The sequence below is a fragment of the Mesorhizobium sp. B4-1-4 genome, from assembly GCF_006439395.2.
Lineage (GTDB): Bacteria > Pseudomonadota > Alphaproteobacteria > Rhizobiales > Rhizobiaceae > Mesorhizobium.
Genome location: NZ_CP083950.1, coordinates 6067186 through 6086861, shown reverse-complemented (window position 1 = coordinate 6086861; position 19676 = coordinate 6067186). Strand labels below are relative to the sequence as shown.

15 protein-coding genes are annotated in these 19676 nt (G+C 59.5%); 6 read left to right on the top strand and 9 right to left on the bottom strand.

Annotation, left to right across the window (positions count from 1 at the left end; genetic code table 11):
* Window positions 1–466: 466 nt before the first annotated feature.
* The 4 genes from FJW03_RS29115 to FJW03_RS29100 form a co-directional block, all read right to left on the bottom strand.
* A complete protein-coding gene (locus tag FJW03_RS29115) occupies window positions 467–1186 on the bottom strand; it encodes a hypothetical protein (protein WP_140766217.1) in 720 nt (239 codons plus the stop codon).
* A gap of 903 nt (window positions 1187–2089) precedes the next feature.
* The gene (locus FJW03_RS29110; RefSeq protein ID WP_140766218.1) at window positions 2090–2962 is read right to left on the bottom strand and encodes an isocitrate lyase/phosphoenolpyruvate mutase family protein; all 873 of its coding nucleotides are present in this window, start codon (window positions 2960–2962) and stop codon (window positions 2090–2092) included.
* Window positions 2937–4121, bottom strand: a complete 1185-nt coding sequence (locus FJW03_RS29105) for a pyridoxal phosphate-dependent aminotransferase (protein WP_140766225.1) — start codon at window positions 4119–4121, stop codon at window positions 2937–2939. Before FJW03_RS29105 ends, FJW03_RS29110 begins: the two co-directional genes overlap by 26 nt.
* Window positions 4122–4302: 181 nt before the next feature.
* The gene (locus tag FJW03_RS29100) at window positions 4303–5214 is read right to left on the bottom strand and encodes a LysR family transcriptional regulator (protein ID WP_140766219.1); all 912 of its coding nucleotides are present in this window, start codon (window positions 5212–5214) and stop codon (window positions 4303–4305) included.
* A gap of 168 nt (window positions 5215–5382) precedes the next feature.
* Between FJW03_RS29100 and FJW03_RS29095 the strand changes: the two genes are divergently transcribed.
* The 6 genes from FJW03_RS29095 to FJW03_RS29070 all read left to right on the top strand — a co-directional run bounded on the left by FJW03_RS29095 (window position 5383) and on the right by FJW03_RS29070 (window position 12903).
* A complete protein-coding gene (locus tag FJW03_RS29095) occupies window positions 5383–6558 on the top strand; it encodes an ABC transporter ATP-binding protein (protein ID WP_226890500.1) in 1176 nt (391 codons plus the stop codon).
* Window positions 6555–7523 carry a carbohydrate ABC transporter permease gene (locus FJW03_RS29090; protein ID WP_226890496.1) on the top strand — a complete coding sequence of 323 codons (969 nt, stop codon included), beginning with the start codon at window positions 6555–6557 and terminating at the stop codon, window positions 7521–7523. The genes FJW03_RS29095 and FJW03_RS29090 overlap by 4 nt, the downstream gene beginning before the upstream one ends.
* Window positions 7520–8368: a carbohydrate ABC transporter permease gene (locus FJW03_RS29085; RefSeq protein ID WP_226890497.1), complete on the top strand. Its 849-nt coding sequence runs from the start codon at window positions 7520–7522 to the stop codon at window positions 8366–8368. The genes FJW03_RS29090 and FJW03_RS29085 overlap by 4 nt, the downstream gene beginning before the upstream one ends.
* A gap of 290 nt (window positions 8369–8658) precedes the next feature.
* Window positions 8659–9672, top strand: a complete 1014-nt coding sequence (locus tag FJW03_RS29080) for a succinylglutamate desuccinylase/aspartoacylase family protein (protein WP_140767429.1) — start codon at window positions 8659–8661, stop codon at window positions 9670–9672.
* A gap of 130 nt (window positions 9673–9802) precedes the next feature.
* A complete protein-coding gene (locus FJW03_RS29075) occupies window positions 9803–11059 on the top strand; it encodes an ABC transporter substrate-binding protein (protein WP_140767430.1) in 1257 nt (418 codons plus the stop codon).
* A 26-nt stretch (window positions 11060–11085) separates the two neighbouring features.
* A complete protein-coding gene (locus FJW03_RS29070; protein ID WP_140767431.1) occupies window positions 11086–12903 on the top strand; it encodes a M28 family peptidase in 1818 nt (605 codons plus the stop codon).
* Between the two features lie 628 nt (window positions 12904–13531).
* On the opposite strand, the gene FJW03_RS29065 is transcribed toward FJW03_RS29070, so the two are convergent.
* The 5 genes from FJW03_RS29065 to FJW03_RS29045 form a co-directional block, all read right to left on the bottom strand.
* Window positions 13532–14338 (bottom strand): amidohydrolase family protein, encoded by an 807-nt coding sequence (locus FJW03_RS29065; protein ID WP_226890499.1) that lies wholly within the window; start codon window positions 14336–14338, stop codon window positions 13532–13534.
* Between the two features lie 96 nt (window positions 14339–14434).
* Window positions 14435–15337, bottom strand: a complete 903-nt coding sequence (locus FJW03_RS29060) for a TauD/TfdA dioxygenase family protein (RefSeq protein WP_140767433.1) — start codon at window positions 15335–15337, stop codon at window positions 14435–14437.
* 189 nt (window positions 15338–15526) lie between these two features.
* Window positions 15527–16624 (bottom strand): PLP-dependent aminotransferase family protein, encoded by a 1098-nt coding sequence (locus tag FJW03_RS29055; RefSeq protein ID WP_140767434.1) that lies wholly within the window; start codon window positions 16622–16624, stop codon window positions 15527–15529.
* A gap of 69 nt (window positions 16625–16693) precedes the next feature.
* Complete coding sequence (locus FJW03_RS29050) at window positions 16694–17941, bottom strand: ABC transporter substrate-binding protein (RefSeq protein WP_140767435.1); 1248 nt, start codon at window positions 17939–17941, stop codon at window positions 16694–16696.
* A 105-nt stretch (window positions 17942–18046) separates the two neighbouring features.
* Complete coding sequence (locus FJW03_RS29045; RefSeq protein WP_226890498.1) at window positions 18047–19582, bottom strand: alkaline phosphatase family protein; 1536 nt, start codon at window positions 19580–19582, stop codon at window positions 18047–18049.
* Between the last annotated feature and the right edge of the window lie 94 nt (window positions 19583–19676).

Sequence of the window (19676 nt, the reverse complement as noted above, 5' to 3'; positions counted from 1 at the left end):
CACGGTCCGGTTTAAGACCCGGAACAGCATCTGCAGGTCTTCAGGCGCCAAGTACGTATTGTCAGGAAATGACATTCCATCCTCCTGTGAAGCAGGGCGGGAACGCACAAGTTCTCAACGGCTTTGCGGACCAAAGCGCAGATGTACGTTACGACGGAATGCAAGCGCCCTCAACCAACGTCTGGTTTAGTATTCAACCCAGTAGCGACAACCGATAAAGCTCCGTCTCGCTTTCGCCGTTGACGACAACTTCGTTGACCGCCCAGGCACGCAAGAGGCAGCGTCCTTGTCGTTCGAATGCCAGACGTCGGGACCAACTGCGTTTTCAGACGCTCCTCGTCGGCATTGATGAAATTGGCGTCGCCATCCACAAACGTCCGGACGTGATTTCAAGTGGGATCCGGAGGCCTCATTGAGAGCCTTGGCGATTTCATTTCTTGTTTGGCAGATCACAACGACTGCTGAACTAGGCGCCTGACTTAACGTGAAGCGCGGCTGCATCCGCCACCTGCAAAATCCTGTTCTGTTTGAGCAGATCCAACGGGATCTTGTCGTCGAGCAGATCGGACTGACGAACAAGCCACAACCAGGCCGAGCGCGGATTTTCTATCTCCGCCAATACGTGACTGATCCCGTCGACGGGACGTCCATCGACGAATTGCGCCAAGGGAAATACGTGAGTTCGCCTGCTCTTAGGCAGAGCGATGACTTCGTTGCGGCGTTTCCAGAGGTGCAGCGTCGATCGCGGGATCCGGAGCTCATTCTCCAGGTACGTTTGGCCGACCACCTTACCAGCCCAGCTCTGGATCAAGGTATACCGGTCCTGAGGTCCAGAGGCTTCACTGGTCTGTGCGATGGCCTGATTTGCGAATGCCTTTCCGGACACCTGCGGCTGCTTTTGGAGCTCCTCTAGTTCCATCGCCAGCGAAAGCACGAGCCTTGAGACCGCATCGGTGAGTATTTCGCTACGGCAATCGAAGGCTATGCGCTGTTCTGAAGGAAGACACATAACTGCCGCAAGCACCTGGCCAGCCAGCCTCCCGACGAAGTCCAATGTCTCTCGTGCCATAGGCACATTGTGGCGGCGAAGGACAGGCTCAACCTCGACGGCGATCAGCCGCGCGGCTTCGTTGCGCCAATGTCGACTTTGACGGCTTGCCGCCGTTGGCACCTTCACGGCTTCCATTAAAGCCAATTCCGGCTGGCAAGCACTGATACGACGTGGAGTTCGAACGGGAGGATCGAAGTCGGATGTTCAACCGAATGGTCATCAACGCCTCCCGTTCTTGCCCCGATTTGCCGATTGTCGCGTTCGCGCGGCAGAACGTACAGGAAGCTTGAAGCTGTTGGATTGGGCCCAATTCTTCGCAGCCCGATTGCGGTCCAGTCGATCAAAGTCAAATCCTCGCGACAATGCCGTTGATGTCTCAGCTCGTTGAAGAAGGGTTCGGCTCGCAATATCAGGGGACGCCAGCACATGCTGGCGACAGAGGGAGGCGGTCATGCAGGACGGAGGCGGAGCCGAAGGGACCCTATTTTCTCGATGGTGATGGCTGCATGACCCCTGTCTCCATTTGTTCGGCTGTCCCCGCTTGTTCGGCGGCCAACAACGCCACCGCCCTCCAAACTTGAATTATCCAGCCACCAATTTGTCCCCGTATGTTACACGGCTGTGACAAGCATCGAATTTTGCGATCATGTGATGCCCATTCGGGATGAATCGCTGGACGGCTTCGCAGCTGGACGGCTTCGCAGGAGACGGATTGAACGGGCAAGGAGATCGATCGCTCGTGCCTGCCTTCGCGCAAGGGAACATGGGACAACAGTACAAAGATCAGGCGCGCCTTGACGGCGGCCGACTGTTCGTTAGACGGCTCTGTTATCGGGCCTTGCCGGCGTTGACGACCAGACAGGTCTTCTGACAACGCCGAATCTTGCAGAGCTCTTTAAACAGAGTCTTGTGGGGGGGTGGTTCCCGGATCACGGGGCACAGCGGGTCTACAATAACGTTCTGTGCCGTCCTGTTCCGATGCAGCCGCGAAATATCGCTGACGTCATTGCCGCGACAACCCCGTCCCGGTCCCGGCGATCATCGCAAGAAGCGTTTCTCATCCTGCTTGGTCTTCTCCATCCCCTGCAGTCTGAAGACTTCTTCGACCGGGACAATATCTTTGTAAACATTCTGCACACCGCCGTCAGCTACGATACGGCTGAAGGTTTCTTGCATGGCGGTTGCGGCTGCGCGAATTCCATAATTGCCGTAGATAACCATGCGTATATTGCCAAGCGCTTTTATGCGGGCCGCCTCGAGCTCGGGATATGCATTGGGAACGATAACCAGAGGTACCGAGCCTTTCCAGGCGCGAGAGAAGCTTTCGATCTCCGAAGGGTCCTTTTTCTTGGAATGGATGAGGACCATGTCTGCTCCGACCTCGGCATAAGCCATGCCGCGCCTCAGGGCCTCGTCTTCGCTTAAGCCCGCGATCAGGGCCTCGGTCCGGGCGATGACCAGGAAATCCGGGTCATGCCGGGTGGCGACCGCCGCCTCGATCTTGCCCTGGAATTCCTCGACGCGCAGCAGCTCCTGGCGCCCGCCAGCGGCAAGGCTGGTCACCTTCGGAAAGGTTTTGTCCTCAATCACGACAGCGCTGCTGCCGGCATGCTCGTACTCGCGGATGGCATGGACCACGTTGATCGCATTGCCGTAGCCAGAGTCGATATCGGCGATGATCGGAAGGGACGAGCGGCCGGCGACCGCGCGCAGCATGTCGAGATGCTGGGTCATCGAGATCAGACTCATGTCGGGCAGGCCAAAAAGCGCCGAGAGTTCAAATCCTGAAGCCCAGAGACCGTCGAAGCCAGCCTCTTCGGCGAGAATGGCAGACAGCGGGCTGTGGGCCGCCATGATGTGAACGAGGCCGCGTTCGGCCATGCGCTCACGCAGTTGCTTTGCTTTGCTCATAGATATTCTCACTTTCCGAAAGCGCTTCGCAGGCGGCCAGAATTCGGCCGCAAGCGTGTTCCAAATCCTCGATCGAGGCTGCGTAGGAAATGCGGATGTAAGGCGAGGCCATGAAGCCGCTGCCCGGTACAACCGCAACCCCGAACTGCTCCAGCAGATAAAGGGCAAAATCCGTATCTGTCTGGATCATTGTCCCCTGAGGCGTGATTTTGCCGATTACCCCGGCGCAATCCACGAACACATAAAAGGCACCGTCCGGCGTGCGACACTTGAGGCCTTGGGTCTCATTGATTTTTTCCACGACAAGGTCACGGCGCTTGCGGAAGCCGGAGACGAATTCGCCAATATAGTCCTGAGTGCCGCCGATCGCCTCAATCGCCGCATATTGCGAGATCGAGCTGGTGTGCGACGAGGTCTGCCCCTGGATAGTGTTCATCGCCTTGATTAGATCCATTGGCCCGGCGCCATAACCGAGGCGCCATCCGGTCATGGCGCTGGACTTCGAAACACCATTAACGGTGAGAGTGCGGTGGATGAGGTCTGGCGCCGCTTCGGCCATCGTGACGAACGGCACGTCGTAGACAAGCTTCTCGTAGATATCGTCGGCAAGTATATGCACGTGATCATGACGACGCAGAACAGCGGCGAGCGCGGCGAGATCGGCCTTGGAATACACCGCACCGGTCGGGTTGTTGGGTGAGTTCAGCATCAGCCACTTGGTGCGCGGCGTAATCGCCGACTCCAGATCGGTGGGCTTTAGCCTGAAGCCGAAATGCTCGTGGCAGGCCACGAGAACTGGGGCGCCGCCGGCAAGCTGCACCATGTCCGGATAAGACACCCAGCAGGGTGTGGGAATGATGACTTCATCGCCGGGATCCAGACTTGCAAACAGAGCGTTGAAGACCACCTGCTTGGCACCGCAGCCGACGGTGATCTGATCAATGTCGTACTCCAGGCCATTATCGCGCAGGAACTTCTCTTTGATCGCGTTGCGCAGCGGCTTGATACCGGCAACCGGCGTATACCGTGTCTTGCCGTTACGAATTGCAGCAATGCCGGCATTGCAAATCGCTTCAGGCGTATCGAAATCAGGTTCGCCCTGGCTGAGCGCAAAGACGTCGACGCCCTTTTCACGCAGGGCAGCGGCCGCGGCCGTCATGGCCTTGGTTTGCGAGGGTCGGACGGCTTGTAGTCTCTTGGCGATGAGTGGCAAGTAAACTCTCCTCGTGGCACCGAGTTGCGGCCGAGACCTAGCCAAGCCACCTACCGGCCGCCAGCTTCGGCATCGCGTAAAGCAGGCTAAATGATCGCTTATTGCGATGCTTCCTGAGCCCTGCGCCTCATTTGGGGCCTGCATCTTCCTCTGTCATCTTCCGGCAAAGTCGGGTGAGCCAGCGGCAAAAGGCGTGGGCGACATCCAGATTGCTGCTGCGGTCGATGGCATAGGCCCGATATTGCATACCGCTTGGCGCGCGTGATCCGGGGAGCACTTCCAGAAGACCCTGTTTGATCAGTTCTGCAACAATGATATTCGGCGTTACCAAGAGACTTTGTCCCGTCGTCACCGCCGGCAAGGCCAGATAATGGTGATCGTAGCGGGCGCCAGAGGTGATATCTGAGGTCTTCAAATCAAGGCCGCGCAGCCATGTCGGCAGAATATCGGGGCGGGAGGTGACCGCGATTACGGGCGTGGTTCGCAAAGCCTTGAGTCCCCTTCCGGCGACGCAGTCGGGCGCGCCGACACAAACGAGTTGCTCGTCATAGATGTCCCAGCGGTCGGCGGGTTCGGTCAACATTAGGTCGCGCGTTAGGAGCACGTCGAAGCTGTCGGTCGACGCGGGGGCAGACAAGGTGCTGATGACGTCGACCGTGACACCACCCATTTCCCTCGAGAACTCACGCAAATTGGGAATAAGAACCGTATATGCGAAGGTAGCAAGCGAGGTTCGCACAACGAGACGGTTGGCATCCTTGCTACCGTTGCGGCGCATCCGCTTGGCGGTAAACAGGATCGTGTCGAGCGGTTCGGCAACGGAATCGGCGAACAGGCGGCCGAAGTCCGTCAACTGGCTTCGGCGGCCGCGCCGATCGAGGAGTTTCGCTCCAAAATATTCCTCCAGCACCGCGATATGGCGGCTCACCGAACTCTGGGTAATCCCGAGCGTCTTGGAGGCGCGCGTAACACTATTGTCGCGAGCCACCTGCAAGAAGGCGCGCACCGCGTTGAGTGAAAGGTCTCTTTGCTCGTTCAAATTCGCCTCCTGAGCCCGTCCGGCGGTCCATCCTGAATCGCGGTCATACCATCGCAATATTCGATGCTTGTCACAGCCGTGTAACAAAACCGGACAATTGGTCGCCATCTATAATCGAGTTTCGAAGGCGGCTGCTCTGCGGTCGTCGAACAAACGAGGACATGCCCCATGGCTGCCATCACCATCGAGAAAATATCAAAATCCTTCGGTTCAACGTCGGTGCTTCGCGATGTATCGCTTGCGATTGCCGATGGCGAGTTTCTGACGCTGCTGGGTCCGTCGGGCTGTGGTAAGTCGACGTTGCTGAGGATATTGGCGGGCCTCGAGGTGCAGACGGGTGGGTCGATCGCGATCGGCGAGCGGGTGGTCGACGGGGTGCGGCCGAAGCGGCGCGACGTGGCCATGGTGTTCCAGTCCTATGCGCTTTATCCGCACATGACGGTGGCGCAGAACATGGGCCTGCCGCTCAGGATGCGGCGGCTGTCGGCCTGGCAGCGGCTGCCACTGGTCGGCCGGTTGCTGCCGAGCACGAAAGCGGTTGGCGCGGAGATCGAGCGGGAGGTTACCCGCACCGCCAAGGCGCTCGGTATCGGGCACCTGCTTGGCCGCAAGCCGGGGCAATTGTCGGGCGGCCAGCGCCAGCGCGTCGCCGTGGGACGGGCGATGGTGCGCCAGCCGGCGGTGTTCCTGATGGACGAGCCGCTGTCGAACCTGGATGCCAAGCTCAGGGTGCAGATGCGCGCCGAGATCAAGGAGCTGCACAAGCGCCTCGGCGTCACCTTCGTCTATGTCACCCATGACCAGGCGGAAGCCATGACCATGTCGGACCGGGTGGCGGTGATGCTCGACGGCGAGCTGTTGCAGGTGGCGCCGCCGCAGCAGATCTATGCCGACCCGGACGACCGGCGTGTGGCCGAGTTCATCGGCTCGCCGAAGATCAATCTCCTGGAGGCGAAGCTGAAGGACGGCGCGCTGGCGGATACGGCCGGCACGAGCTTCTCGGTGACTTCCGGTCTTGCACAAGGCGCAACCCTGACACTCGGCATCCGGCCGGAAGCCTTCCACCTCGTCGAGGCCGCCGGGCAGAACGTGCTGACCGGTTCGGTGCGTCTGGTCGAGCACATGGGCTCCGACCTTTTCGTCCATCTCGATGTTCCGGGCGCCGATCATCCCATCATCGCGCGTCTGCTTGCCGAACGCGCCCCGCACATCACCTCGGGCCAGACCCTGCATCTCGGCGTCAAGCCGGAGCGGCTGTTGATGTTCGGCGCCGATGGCGGGCGCCTGCGGTCGCATGACCCTGCAAGCGCGACCGTGCTGCGCATGAAGGAGCGTCAGCAATGAGCGTTTCCACATCGGCGGCATCGGATCGGGCTGTTTCCCCAAGCCCCAATGCCGCCATCAGCCCTTCGGCCCGCAAGGCGCTGCGCAACCGGCGCATTGCCGAAGCCCTTGCCGCCTGGTCGCTGGCCGGGCCCGCGCTCGTCCTGCTCGTCACGCTGTTCTTCCTGCCGGTCTTCGCCGTCTTCCTGATTGCGCTCACCGACTGGCAGTTCGGCGCCAGCTCGCTCGCCTTCGTCGGGCTTGGCAACTTCCGCGAGGTGCTTTCCGACGAGGGTTTTCGCGCTTCCTTCGTCAACACCATCCTTTACGTCGTCATCGTCGTGCCCGGCACGATCGTGCTCGGCCTGGCGATCGCGCTGCTGATCGAAAGCGGCAAGTCATGCCGAGCCTTCTATCGCGCCGTCCACTTCCTGCCGTTCATGGCGACGCTGACGGCCATGGCGATCGCCTGGGAGGCGCTGCTTCATCCCACCATCGGCCTCGTCAACCAGACGCTCGTCGCCATCGGATTGCCGACCGCCAACTGGCTGCGGGACGAGAACACGGTCTTGCCGGTGCTCGCCGTCATCGGCATCTGGCAGAACCTCGGCTATGCCATGGTGCTGTTCCTGGCCGGGCTGAAGTCGATCCCGCAGGACCTCTACGACGCCGCCGACATCGACGGCGCCGACCTGTGGCTCGACCGGCTCAGAACCGTGACGCTACCGATGCTCGGACCGGTCACCATGTTCGTCTTCATCGTCGTGGCGCTGAAAGCCTTCGAGACCTTCGACACCGTGCAGATCCTCACCCAGGGCGGGCCGGGGCATGCCTCCGAGATGCTGCTCTACACGCTCTACCGCGAGAGCTTCGAATATCTGCGCACCGGCTACGGCGCCTCGGTCGCCGTCGTCTTTCTCTGCATCGTGGTGGCGCTGACGCTGATCCAGGCCCGCGTGATGGACAAGAGGGTTCACTATCAATGAGCACGCACCACGCCACCCCTGGGCTCTCCGCCCCGTCCGCCATCCTGCGTCATGCCGCCCTGCTGACCACCGGCGCGCTGATCCTGGTCCCCTTCGTGTGGATGGTGTCGCTGTCGATCAAACCGCCGGGCGAGATCTTCCGCGCCTCCTTCTCCTTCTGGCCGCAGCAGTTCTACGGCATCGAGAACTACACCAGGGCGCTGACCGCGGCCCCGCTGCCGCAATACATGCTGAACGGGCTCTTCGTCTGCGCCATGATCGTCATCGCCCAGATCCTCGTCTGCGCGCCGGCGGCCTATGCGCTGGCCAAGCTCGACTTCCCCGGCAAGAAGCTGCTGTTCGCGCTGGTGCTGATCGCGCTGATCCTGCCGCACGAGGTGCTGTCGCTGCCGCTGTTCATCCTCGGCTACCAGCTCGGCATCCTCAACACCTATGCCGCCCTGATCTTCCCCTACATCGTCTCGCCCTTCGGCATCTTCCTGTTCAGGCAGTTCTTCAAGACCATCCCCGACGACGTCGTCCAGGCCGCCCGCCTCGATGGGCTCTCGGAGCTTGCCATCGTCTGGAGGATCATGGTGCCGATGGCGCTGCCGGCCATCATCGCCTTCGCCATCTTCTCGGTCGTCGGCCACTGGAACAGCCTGTTCTGGCCGCTGATCGCGGTCAGAGACCAGAACCTGATGCCGCCGCCGCTCGGCATCATGGCCTTCAAGAACGAGGAGGCCGGCAACGACTACGGGCCGCTCATGGCCGCCTCCACCATCGTCGTCGCCCCCCTCATCATCGCATTCCTCTGCGCTCAACGATGGTTCGTCGAGGGCCTCACAGGTGGAGCCGTGAAGTGAGCCTCAGCACGCCGCAATTCTTGAGTCCTTTAGATCGGCATCGGATCGACCCAAATCCTGGGTGTGTCGAATCCCGTCCATAGCGACGAGCCGGGCTCGGCCACGGCTGGGGCACACCCGTCAACGGCCAGAACACGTTCGCGCGCAGTTGCGGGCGTGCGGTGCAGATCTGGATCGGAGGTCCGAATCCACGCCAGCAACCGGTACCGGCAACCAGTGCCTTGGTCGGCCTGATCACTGAAATACTTCTGCAAGCGTCTGAAAGCACCCCGCCAAACTATGGAAAAAAGATGACGAACACAGCAACCCGAGTGTGGACCGACGTGAATCTTGAAAAGGAGGGCGTTCAGCATGGCTATCTGCGCGTTCCCCATTCTACCAACGATTCCGGTTATGGCTGGATCCCTGTTCCAATTTCAGTTGTCCGCAACGGTGATGGGCCGAGCGTCCTCCTGATGGCGGGCAACCATGGGGACGAATATGAGGGCCAGGTTCTTCTGATGAAGTTCCTGCGCAATGCACCGATCGAAAAGATAAGGGGCAGAATCATCATCTTGCCGGGCGTAAATGCACCCGCGGTTGCCGCGGGACATCGCGTATCACCGATTGACGGGGGGAACCTTAACCGGTTGTTCCCCGGAGACCCGAATGGCACCCCGACCCAGATGATCGCGCATTTCATTGACAGTATCCTTTTGCCCGAGGTTCGCTACTGTTTTGACTTTCATTCTGGGGGATATTCTTCCGAGTATATCCCGGCGGCGCACCTAGTAGCGCCGGACGAGCCTGCGCTGCGCGAAGAAGCAATCGGATTCCTGAAAGCCTTCGCCATGCCGAATTCGATCCTGATCGAAGGTCTGATGGGAGGGGATCTGCGGCTTCTGGGATCATGCCGGCGCTTGGGGGTTGGACACATGTCGACCGAGTTGGGCGGTGCTGGAGCGTTTTCAGTGGATGCATTTCGCTCGGCCGAAAGTGGATTGCCACGCCTGTTAAGGCATGTGGGTGTGCTCGCAGGTGATGGGCACGAAGACGTTCCACCTGTTTCGCAATTCTATCGGCGCCATCCCGCCCGAGACTTTGTCTACGCGTTAGCGACGGGTGTGTTTGAGCCTTACGTCAAACTCGGTCAGACGGTTGCGGACGGCGATGTTGCAGGGGCGATCCATTTTACCGAAACACCTTGGCGGGAGCCCGAAATCGTCAGGTTTAAGATGGGCGGAACCGTCCTCAAGCGTCGTGCGCCAGCACGTACCAAGATCGGTGATTGTCTGTTCACTACGGGCACGCGCCTGGACAATTGATGCGCCGTTCCCTTCCGCAGTACGCGAACCCGATATCGCAAACCGCGGATGACCATTTTCGCGGCGAAAAGGATCGCGGCTTTGCCTCACGCCTAAGCAACCTATCTCAATTCATCACGGGACAAAACTCATGCACACCTTAAAAGCCCTCCTCTCTGCGTCGCTCCTCGCCTTGGTCGGCGCGGCTGCCACCCAAGCCGCCGAGAACGTGACTATTTCCCTTGCCCATGCCAATCATCCGGAAGTCTACCAGGCCGTTGCCAACGAATTCATGAAGCAAAACCCTGACATTCAGATCAAACTCCAGCCCGCCGCCAACGATTATGACCAATTGCTTCAGACACTTCTGCGCGGCAACATCACTCACGAGCTTCCGGATGTAGCGTTCCAGAGCGTGAATCGTATCGACGTTCTGACAGACAATAAGATGGCACAGCCGATTGACAAATTCCTCCCAGGCGAAGCCGACCTCGAAGGCCAAGGCTATTCGTCGTCACTTGTCGATACCTGTCGCTTCAATGGCCTGACCTATTGCTTGCCCTTCGCCATTTCAATTCCGATCATCTACTACAACCCAGAGCTGGTAAAGCAGGCTGGGGGAGATCCAGAGCACTTCCCCACGAATTGGGAAGGGATCATTGACCTTGCCAAGAAAATCGACGCGCTCTCCGACAAGACACTCGGAATCTATTTCAGCTACTATAACCACAGTTCGAACTGGACAACGACAGCCCTGATCACAAGCCTAGGTGGCAAGCTGCTGAGCGCAGACGGCAAGTCGATCACGTTTGATAGTCCCGCAGGGATGGAAATGCTGCAGCTTATGCACAGATTCGGCGAGGCCGGCCAGTTGGATATTTCCCTCGATCAGGCCCGTCAGGCATTTGCAGCTGGCACTCTCGGGATCCTTTCGACCTCCAGCAGCCATCTGGCCAAACTTGAGCAGCAGGCAGCCAGTCAATTCAAGCTCGAGACGGCACCTTGGCCGATGTCCGAAAACGGCCGTCTTCCCGCAGGTGGCAATGGCATTTTCATGTTTACCAAGGACCCCGTCAAGCAAGTAGCCGCTTGGAAGTTCATCAAGTTCGCAACCGGTCCCGTAGGGCAGACAATCATGGTCAAGGACACCGGCTATACTCCCGTAAATACCATCGCTCTTAATGAGCCAGAGCTGCTCGGGGACTATTACAAGCAGAACCCGAACCAGCGCACTGCAGCAAGCGAAGTCCGTTTCATTACTCGTTGGGATGCTTTCGCGGGCGCGAATGGTCTCAAGGCCTCTAACGTCTTCCGGGATTACGTGCAGTCTGTTGTTTCACTGAAGCGCACGCCCGAGGAAGTCATGCCCAAGATGGTGCGCGACATCGCCAAGCTTATGCCGAACTGAGCGAATAGAAGAACCACCGGACTTTGGTGGACGGTCTTCCCGCTAAAAAAACGAGCCACGTAATGAATACCGAAACTGAACTCGACAAGTGGCTGTCTCTGGTCGATATCGCCAATGCTTGGGATCTGGTGTTGGCGTTCTCCAACCAACCCAGATGCCTGCCCGACGATGTAAGAGATGGCGCTCAGCAAATTATCCGTCGGCTCTCGGCATGGGGAATCCCTGTCGACGTCCATGACGCCGAGATATTTCTCTCGATACCTATGAGCGCCTCCGTTTGTCTCAAAGAGGGGGCAAGGCTCACCGCGAAGGCCGCAGTGTTCTCCCACCATATTCCGGAGGGGATAACGGCGCCGACCGTCTACGTTCCGGCACCGGTGGCCGAAACACGCGCCGCACGCATGCACCGCAATTACGCCGATATTTCCGCTGGGCATATCCATGGAAAGATCGTCGTTTCAGAAGGTTTCGCATCGCCCGGCAAGGTCATGGAATTCGAACGCAAGGGGGCTGCGGGCTTCGTCGCCGTCAACCCAGGTGCGCGGTCGCATTGGGGAAGTTGTACTTCAATTTGGGGAAGCCCTGGGGTTTTTGAAATGCCCGACAGGCCCGGTATCCCTGTCGGAGCGGTGAACAGTGTCGATGGGCTGCCACTCATTGCGCGCGCGGCGGCTGGCGAGCCAATCATGCTCAAAACGGAAATGGCCGAAGGATGGCATAGGCAGCCAGTTCCAGTAGTCGAAATCCTCGGCGAGACCGAGCCGGAGAAATTTGTACTCCTGCATGGGCATTACGATTCCTGGGAAGTTGGGGTGGGCGACAATGCTACGGGTGCCGCAGCCCTCCTAGAAATCGCCCGTGTCCTGCACCAGGCACCAAGAAGACCGAGGCGATCGGTACGAATCGCATGGTGGCCCGGACATTCGACAGGCAAATTCGCGGGCAGCACCTGGTATGCAGACAATTTCGCGCTTGAACTTGACGAGGGATGCGTCGCCCAAATCAATTGTGACAGCCCGGGGTGCCGCTGGGCAAGCGAATACAGCGAACTTGCATGGACGGCGGAGGCCGAAGCCTACGTTAAGACATCGATAAAGCGTACGACCGGATTGGAAGCAAGTGGAGGGCGCCCACATCGCGGTGCGGATTATTCCTTCTCAAGCATAGGAATCACCGGGCTCCTTCAGCAGAGTTCGATCATCCCCGCGGATATTCGGCGGGCGAAAGGCCTTTATGCGGTAGGCGGGTGCGGAGGCAACATCGAGTGGCACACCGAAGCTGATCTTCTCGATGTGGCGGACAGATCGAACCTCGAACGTGATACGAAAATGTACCTGGCTACTGTCCTGGGCATCGCCGATGCGCAGGTCTTGCCATTTGATTGGCGCGCCGCAGTCGCTAGCTGCCTTGCCGCGCTCGAGCGGTACGAAGAGGCCGCCAAAGGGTGGTGCGACCTCTCTGCGATCCGCACTGCGCTCGAAACTCTCAGCGCTCAACTTGAGCGCTTCTATCTTGCGGTGGTCGATGGCACGATTCCTGTCAAACCGGCGAATTCACTCATCAACAGCCTGGCGCGCCTTCTCATACCGGTAGACTACAGTTCGGTCGCGCAATTTCAGCAGGATCGGGCGCTTCCCGTGCCATCCCTGCCAGGTCTGGCCCCCGTCACTGCTTGCGCCAATGCCGACGACATGACCAAAGCGGCGGCGCGGGTGACGATTATCCGCCAGCAGAACCGGATTTGCGCCAACCTCAGGGACGCAATCGCTCTGGCAGACGATGTTTTGCGAATGCACCAAGTCGTCGAAACTAGGCCTCGGTCCAATACAAGTGCGAGAGGATGACATCGAGTTCACAGCATAACGACCTAACGCCACCGCTGCTGTGGATGCCAACACGGCGCCTTCCGCCTCGACATCCACGCCCGCCCAGACGCAGCGGTATTCTTCCTTGTCGTTATTGGAAAATTCCTGTTGGAAATCGTTGCTTCACCAGGAAGAGCGGCGCCCGCAGCCACCGCTCTAAGGTCGGGCGGAATCGTCGAGACCGACGGTCAGCCGCGGATTTTCAGCGTTAATTCTTCGACATGAAGGCATCGAGATCGCGCAAGACGATCGGCACAGCTTCGGAATACGTTTCAGCAAGCCGATCGTCCGCACATGGTCGCGGAAGACGTCGGAGCCTTTCAGACAGCTCCCGTCTGGGAAGGGATCCCAGCGGGTGATGAACGGGCGGCTTCGGCGGCTGTATGTTGGTTCGGGTCATCATTGAAATAGCGGCCAAGAGTGCCGGAGCGGACAGCGGCAAGGTATTCGATGGCGAGTAACCCGATCCGTTCACCATGATGGTTTGGCCGATCGGCCCGGTGGCGAACTTGACGAACTCCCAGGCCACCTCCTCGGCTTTGTAGTCTAGACATCTTATAATGCATGACAGTGGACTCGTTGTGACGGCGAAGATGCAGGCCACTTCCTATTGATCGTCGAAACCGTAGAGCGACGCCGGCGTCCGGACAGCGATGTCCGTCAGAGTCTCCTTGTCGAGCACTCGCTCGACCAGCCAGCGGGAGCAATCCGCGTAACTCATCTGGCGATGAAGCCGGGCACTGACGCGAGGCCAGTCGGATCCCCAGACGAGGCGCTTCGGTCCAAAGGCGGCGAGTAGTTGCGCGAACACCCAATCGGACTGCTCGATCGGCAGGCGCGAAGAAGCCGAGAGCTTCACCCAGACGCGGCCCGTATCCGCTGCACTCAGGAGAGCCTGGAAATCCGGGCTCGAGGTCGGATCGTCCGGGCTTCGCGCAATGCCCATATGCTCGACGACGATGTTTATCCCGAAGCCAAGCAGTTGTTCGAGGCTCGCAGCGACGTACCGTGCGGGAATGCCGAGTTCGGCGTGGAGGCCGAGCCTGCCTGCAACGCCCAGCATCTCCGCAAACATCTCCCAATCCGGCAGGTCGGTGTAGAAATACGGAAGGCGCAGGCCCGCGACACCGCGCGCCTTCAGTGTTTCAAGCTCTGGCCTTGAGGTTTCGGGTGGCAGCCAGACAGTCGCCCGGACGCGGTCCGGATATCGTTCCGCCGCCGCCAGGACCTCGCCGTTGTCAAAGCCGAAAAAGCTCGGCTGCGTCAGCACGATCCGCCGTGAGCCTGCCTCTTCAGCCAGCGAGAACAATTCATCGGCGGTCGAAGCATAGGCCGGCTGCCGCGGCAGCAATCCGGCGGTGAAGACATGTGCATGGGCATCGATCGCGTCTTTTGGGAGGATCGTTTCGGCCATCATGGTCTGCGCAGCCCCGCTTTGACAACCTTCGCCAGGTACGGCGAGTTTCGGCACGAACATCGTGGGAATGACCTTGCGCAGCCGGCATAAATGTTACGTTCCATCGCTTCCGATGGTTCTTGGCGCAAACGCGGGAATCGGCACCTCGCCTTCGAGAGCGAGATGAAACACAGTCCGCTCCTGATTTGACTGCCACCCTTCTCGATTGTGCAAAACCGCTCGATTATCAAAAATAACGAAATCGTTCGGTCTAAGTGCAACCTGCCACTGCTCATCGAGCGAAAAAACGGCGGCCCAAAGACGTTCGAGCAAATATCGACTTTGTTCGGCGGAATAGCTTTCAATCAGAGCATCGCGCCGCCTCGGCAAATACAGAAAAGGACGGTTCGTCGTTGGGTGAAGCCGCACAAGAGGATGCCTCGGGCCCTCGGCTCGCCTCTCTTCATCCAACGATGGCCCGGTCAAAAAATTGCTTAGATCTTGGGATCTGTTGTGAATGCTGAATACGGCGCGAAGGTTGGAAATTTCGTTCTTGAGATCCGCAGATAGCTTCTCATACAATGTGTATGAGCTCATAAAACCGGTGTGCGGCGGATTGTCGGGGGCCTTGCGAGCGTAAAGTACCGAATATGCATTTGGCGTGTCGCGGTGCGAGCCATCGGTGTGCCAAATCTGCGCAGCGGTGCCTTTATCGCCGATCGGGCGGCCATCAGGAGTAAAAGCGCTAGACAAGACCTTCAGCTCGGCTCTACCGGTTGGCTGAAGGGACGCCATCTCTTCGCTGTTTTTTCTATCCGAAAGGATCGCTCCAAAAAGGCTTGCAAATCCGACAATTTCATCATCATCGAGAGCCGGCTGTCTAAAGCGTAAAACAAGAAACTGATCGAGCGCCTTTCTAAGGCTTTTCACTACAGTTTCATCTCGTGACTCAACGAGATCCCTTATTCGAATCCCATCAACGTCGGCTCCAAGAAACGGTGACGCTGGAGCGACCACCGCAGACTTTCAATCAAAATCGTTCATTTCTTCTCCATTTTTCATCAGCGTGCTGATCTCGATCACACGGATCGCTGCCGGTCCCGGTCCTGGATGGATTTTGAAACATCGAGCGACGTTGGGACTGCTTAGGCATCTGTCTGCAATTGAAGGCGCCTCTCTCATTGGCAGCGTCGCTGGCAATATCCCTCACGCGGCTTTTAAGACTGCCGTGACGCCTTCCAGTGCCTGTGTCAGTTCCTCTTGGTTGCGCGGGCTGCCGAGCACGATGCGGATCGCCGGCGAGGCTTGTTCCTTAGAAACGGCGAACATTTCGCCGCTGCGCAGGATGACGCCCCGCTTGTCGCAGGCGGCGATGAAATCCTCCTGCGTATAGCCGCTCGGCAGGTCCAGCCAGAGATGCAGGGATTCGGGCTTTGACGCGTAACTGGCACCGTCGAGGATCGAACGGGCAATCACCTGGCGAGCCGCCGCCTCGTCGCGCACCGCTTCCAGAATGCGGGTGCCGGTACCGTTCCCGACCCAGTTCTCGGCGATCGCCGCCGAGACCGGCGAAACGAACCAGGTGGAGGTGGTGTTGAACGGCTGGAAGGCCTTTGCGGCCGCCGCCGCATCCGGCGCGACGAGATAACCGAGGCGTAGGCCGGGTGCCACGCATTTGGCAAGTCCGGTCGCATGCCAGGTGACATCGGGCGCAAGCGCTGCGATCGGCGGCGGCGCATTGCGCGGCAGGAGACCGTAGACGTCGTCCTCGATGAGGATCACGCCATATTTTCGGGCGATGTCGGCGAGCGCCAGCCGGCGTTCACGCGACATTATGATCGTCGTCGGATTGTGCAGCGTCGGCGACAGAAACAGCGCCTTGGGCTTGTCGGTCTTGCAGATCGCTTCGAAAGCGTCCGGCAGCGCGCCGTCGCCATCCATATCGATCGCCTTGATATCGATGCCGAGGAAACCGGCGAGACGGCGGAAGCCGTAATAGCTCAGCCGCTCGGTCAGAAGCAGGCCACCGCGGCCGACCATTGTCGCGAGCGTGATGAACAGCGCATTCTGGGTCCCGTTGGTGACAATAATACGTTCCGGGTCCGGCGCCGCGCCGAAACGCTGCTTCAGCCACTGGCTGCCCACGCGCCGGTCTTCCGGCGTCCCGTTGAACTTGTGCAGGCGGAGCAGGGTCGAAAGATCGCTGCGGTTGGAAAGCTCGACGAAGACTTTCGAAAATTCGCAGCCCAGCCAGTCGGGCGTTGGCGGTGTGGTGCGGATGAGGCTGATTGGTTCGCTTGACATGGGATTGACCTTGGGTCTGGTGGAGGGGAACCGCGGCCGGGAGCCCTGCCGCGACGTGTTCGGCAGAAATCAGTTCTTCGGCAGCATGGCTTCGGCTTCGCTCGCCATCAGCTTCATCGCGTCTTCCGGCGAGCGCCGCAGCGTGACGACAGCTTGCAACTGGTCCTGAATTACTTTGGTGATCTTGACAGAGTTCTCGCCGGGGAAAGAAAAGAAGCCGTTGATCTGTGAAAGCTGGGTGACCGGAACGAGAAGGTTCAGGTTCTTGGCATAGTAATCGCCGAGCAGTTTCGGATCCTGCACTGCCTTGTCGCTGATCGGAATATAGGAGGTGGCGGTGGCCATCACTGTCTGCGACTGGGCGCTGGTGGCGAACTTTATGAACTCCCAGGCGAGCTTCTGCTTGGCAGCATCCTTGGTATGGACCATCAATGCGTTGCCACCGGCCGGCAATCGCCCCTTGTCCGAGGGAACGGGGAATTGCGAGACGATGATAGGAAAGCGGCCGGCAGCCTGTTGCGTGTAGAGCGTTACATCGGAGCTCGAAGTCACCAGGATGCCTATGGAACCGGCCGCGAACGCCTGTTTTGCCTGGTCACGGCTCATGTCCTTCATGCCAGCTTCGCCAATCGCCTTCAGCAGATTGAGTGCGTCCATGCCTTCTTTCCCGTCGAAGGCAATCTTCTTCCTATCGGGCGTCATCATCTGGCCACCCGCAGCCTGCACGAGGGCGATGAAAGTCCAGTTGCCCGTCGGCGCATAATCGAAATAGATGCCGCCGCTCGGCGCTTTGATCTTCCTGGCGAGTTTGAGAATGCCATCCCAGGTCTTCGGCAGGTTGTTGGGATCGCCCCCCGCCGCTCTCACCAGGTCACCGTTGAAATAGACCGTCGGGATCGAGATCGCGAAGGGAATGCCGTAGGTCTTGCCGTTGATCTGGCCGATCTCGGTGATGGACTTGAAATAACCGAGGTTCTTCCAGTCCGGCTCCGTCTTGATGAAATCGTCGAGCGGGACGGCGAGGTTCCGGTCGGCGAAGAGCTGCAGAAAGCTCGTCCCCTGGAAGGCGACGTCCGGCATGCCGCCGGTGATCGCCGCGCGCAGCATGAGCTGCGTCATTTCCGAATAGCCCTTGACGTCCGACAAGTTGATCTTGGTACCCGGATGGCTCGCCTCGAAACCCTTGGCGATCACCTCCATCGGCGCCTTGAGGACGTAGGCGTTCGAATAGAGGACATTGAGGTCCTCGGCGGCTGCATAGGTCGAGAACAGGACAGGAAGTGAAATCGCAATAGCTCTGAATATGGTCATGGACATCGGTCGTCTCCATTCGAGTTAAGGCGGGTGTTCACGGCCGAGACGTATCGGCCATGTGATTGAAGGATAAAGGTCTAATCGACGGTCGCTCGGGCCGTCCGCCAGTCAAGCTCGCTCCAGCCCTGCTCCGGCATGTGAAACCGCTTCGGACGCGCCCCATCCGCCATCGAGGTAGACCGTGCCGCCGACATTGGTGCGCCGCAGCTGCTGAGAATAGCCGTTCAGGCCAGTCTCGAAGACTTGCGGAGCGCCGACGACGGAGATATCGACGGACCTGACGCCGCCGGCGAGCACTTCGGTGAGGGTTCTGCCGGTCATGCTGTCGGGAATGGCCATGCCGGTAAGCGATAGGATGGTCGGGGCGATGTCACAGATGCCAGAGGGCACGGCGGAGACATGGCCCTTGCCCAGGAACGCCGAGCCCGCGACGATACCGACGGAGGCAAGCTCCTTTGGGTGCAGGCCGCCGTGGACGCCAAGACCCGGCCGCCTGTCATTGTCGTAGAATGTACCGCCGATCAGCCCGAATTCGTCCACGCTATCGTCGGCGCGAAAGGCGAAGTAGACGTCCGGCGCTCGTGCATGATCGGCAAAGACCAGATGGCTGGCGAAGCTGCCCGGCGCCAGGCCTTCAACTTCGTTCTTTGCGGCCGTAAAGATCGGGCCGGCCCAAGGCTGCTCGATCAGCGTTTCGACCAATCGGGTGATCTGGTTCGGCGAACGGTCAGCGAGATAGAGCGCACCGACCTGCCCCGGCACGACGACGACATCCACGCCCGCCCCCGGTGCCGCGGCCGGGGCGAAGCCGGAAGCTTTCAAACTGCCGGCGACCGAAACCCGCGTATGAGCGGTGATGTGACCGTGATCGGACAGCGCAATGATCTGGACGCCGGCGGCCATTCCCTCGGCTTCCCACCAGTCGAGCAGCCGGCCGAACTCGGCATCGCAATGGGCAATTGCCTGGCGAGTTTTAACTCCGCCCGTGCCGTTGAAATGCGAGGCTGTATCCGGCTCCCCATAAGAAAGGACGGTTACATCCGGCGCATGCTTCGGCCACAGATAATCGAGGAATATCGAAGTGATCAGCGTCTGGGCCTCAATATCTGGCTCGCCTTGCGGCGGCACCGGTGGCAGGGAGCCGAAACGCTGCTCAACCTCCGCCAACACATCACCTGGCGTGCAGGCTTCTGGAAAATGCCCCGACAGGCGGATATGGCCGAACTCCTCAGCCTTGTGATGGAAAAAGCGGGTGGTTCCCGGCGTGTTGGTAGCCAGGACCGCCATGCTCCTGCCGGCCCGTCCCAAGATCTCGCCGAGCGTCGCGGCGCTCATCAGCGCACCGCCGCTCTCGCGGTTGATGCGATCAAGCAGGATGGCATCGGCGGTATCGACATAACGCTGCGGCACTGTGGCCCTGTCGACATATTTGTTTCCGACCATGCCATGGCGGCTGGAGGTCGCACCGGTGACCAAGCTCGGGAAGGCCACCCGGGTTTCGCTCGGATAAACGGTACGCTGTGCCGCAAGGGTTGCGCCAAGCCGCTGCAATCGGGCAATATTGGGCGTCTGAACCGAGTCAATCAGGTCAGGCCGTAGACCATCGAAGCTAACAATTAGAAATTTGTGAGAAAAGGAAGCCATTGGGTGGTCCATTGCGTTGCGGTCTAGACTACTAGTAGACTAAGCGGATGACGCTTATGTGACAAGCGGAAAATCCGGAGTGTGTGAAGTTAGA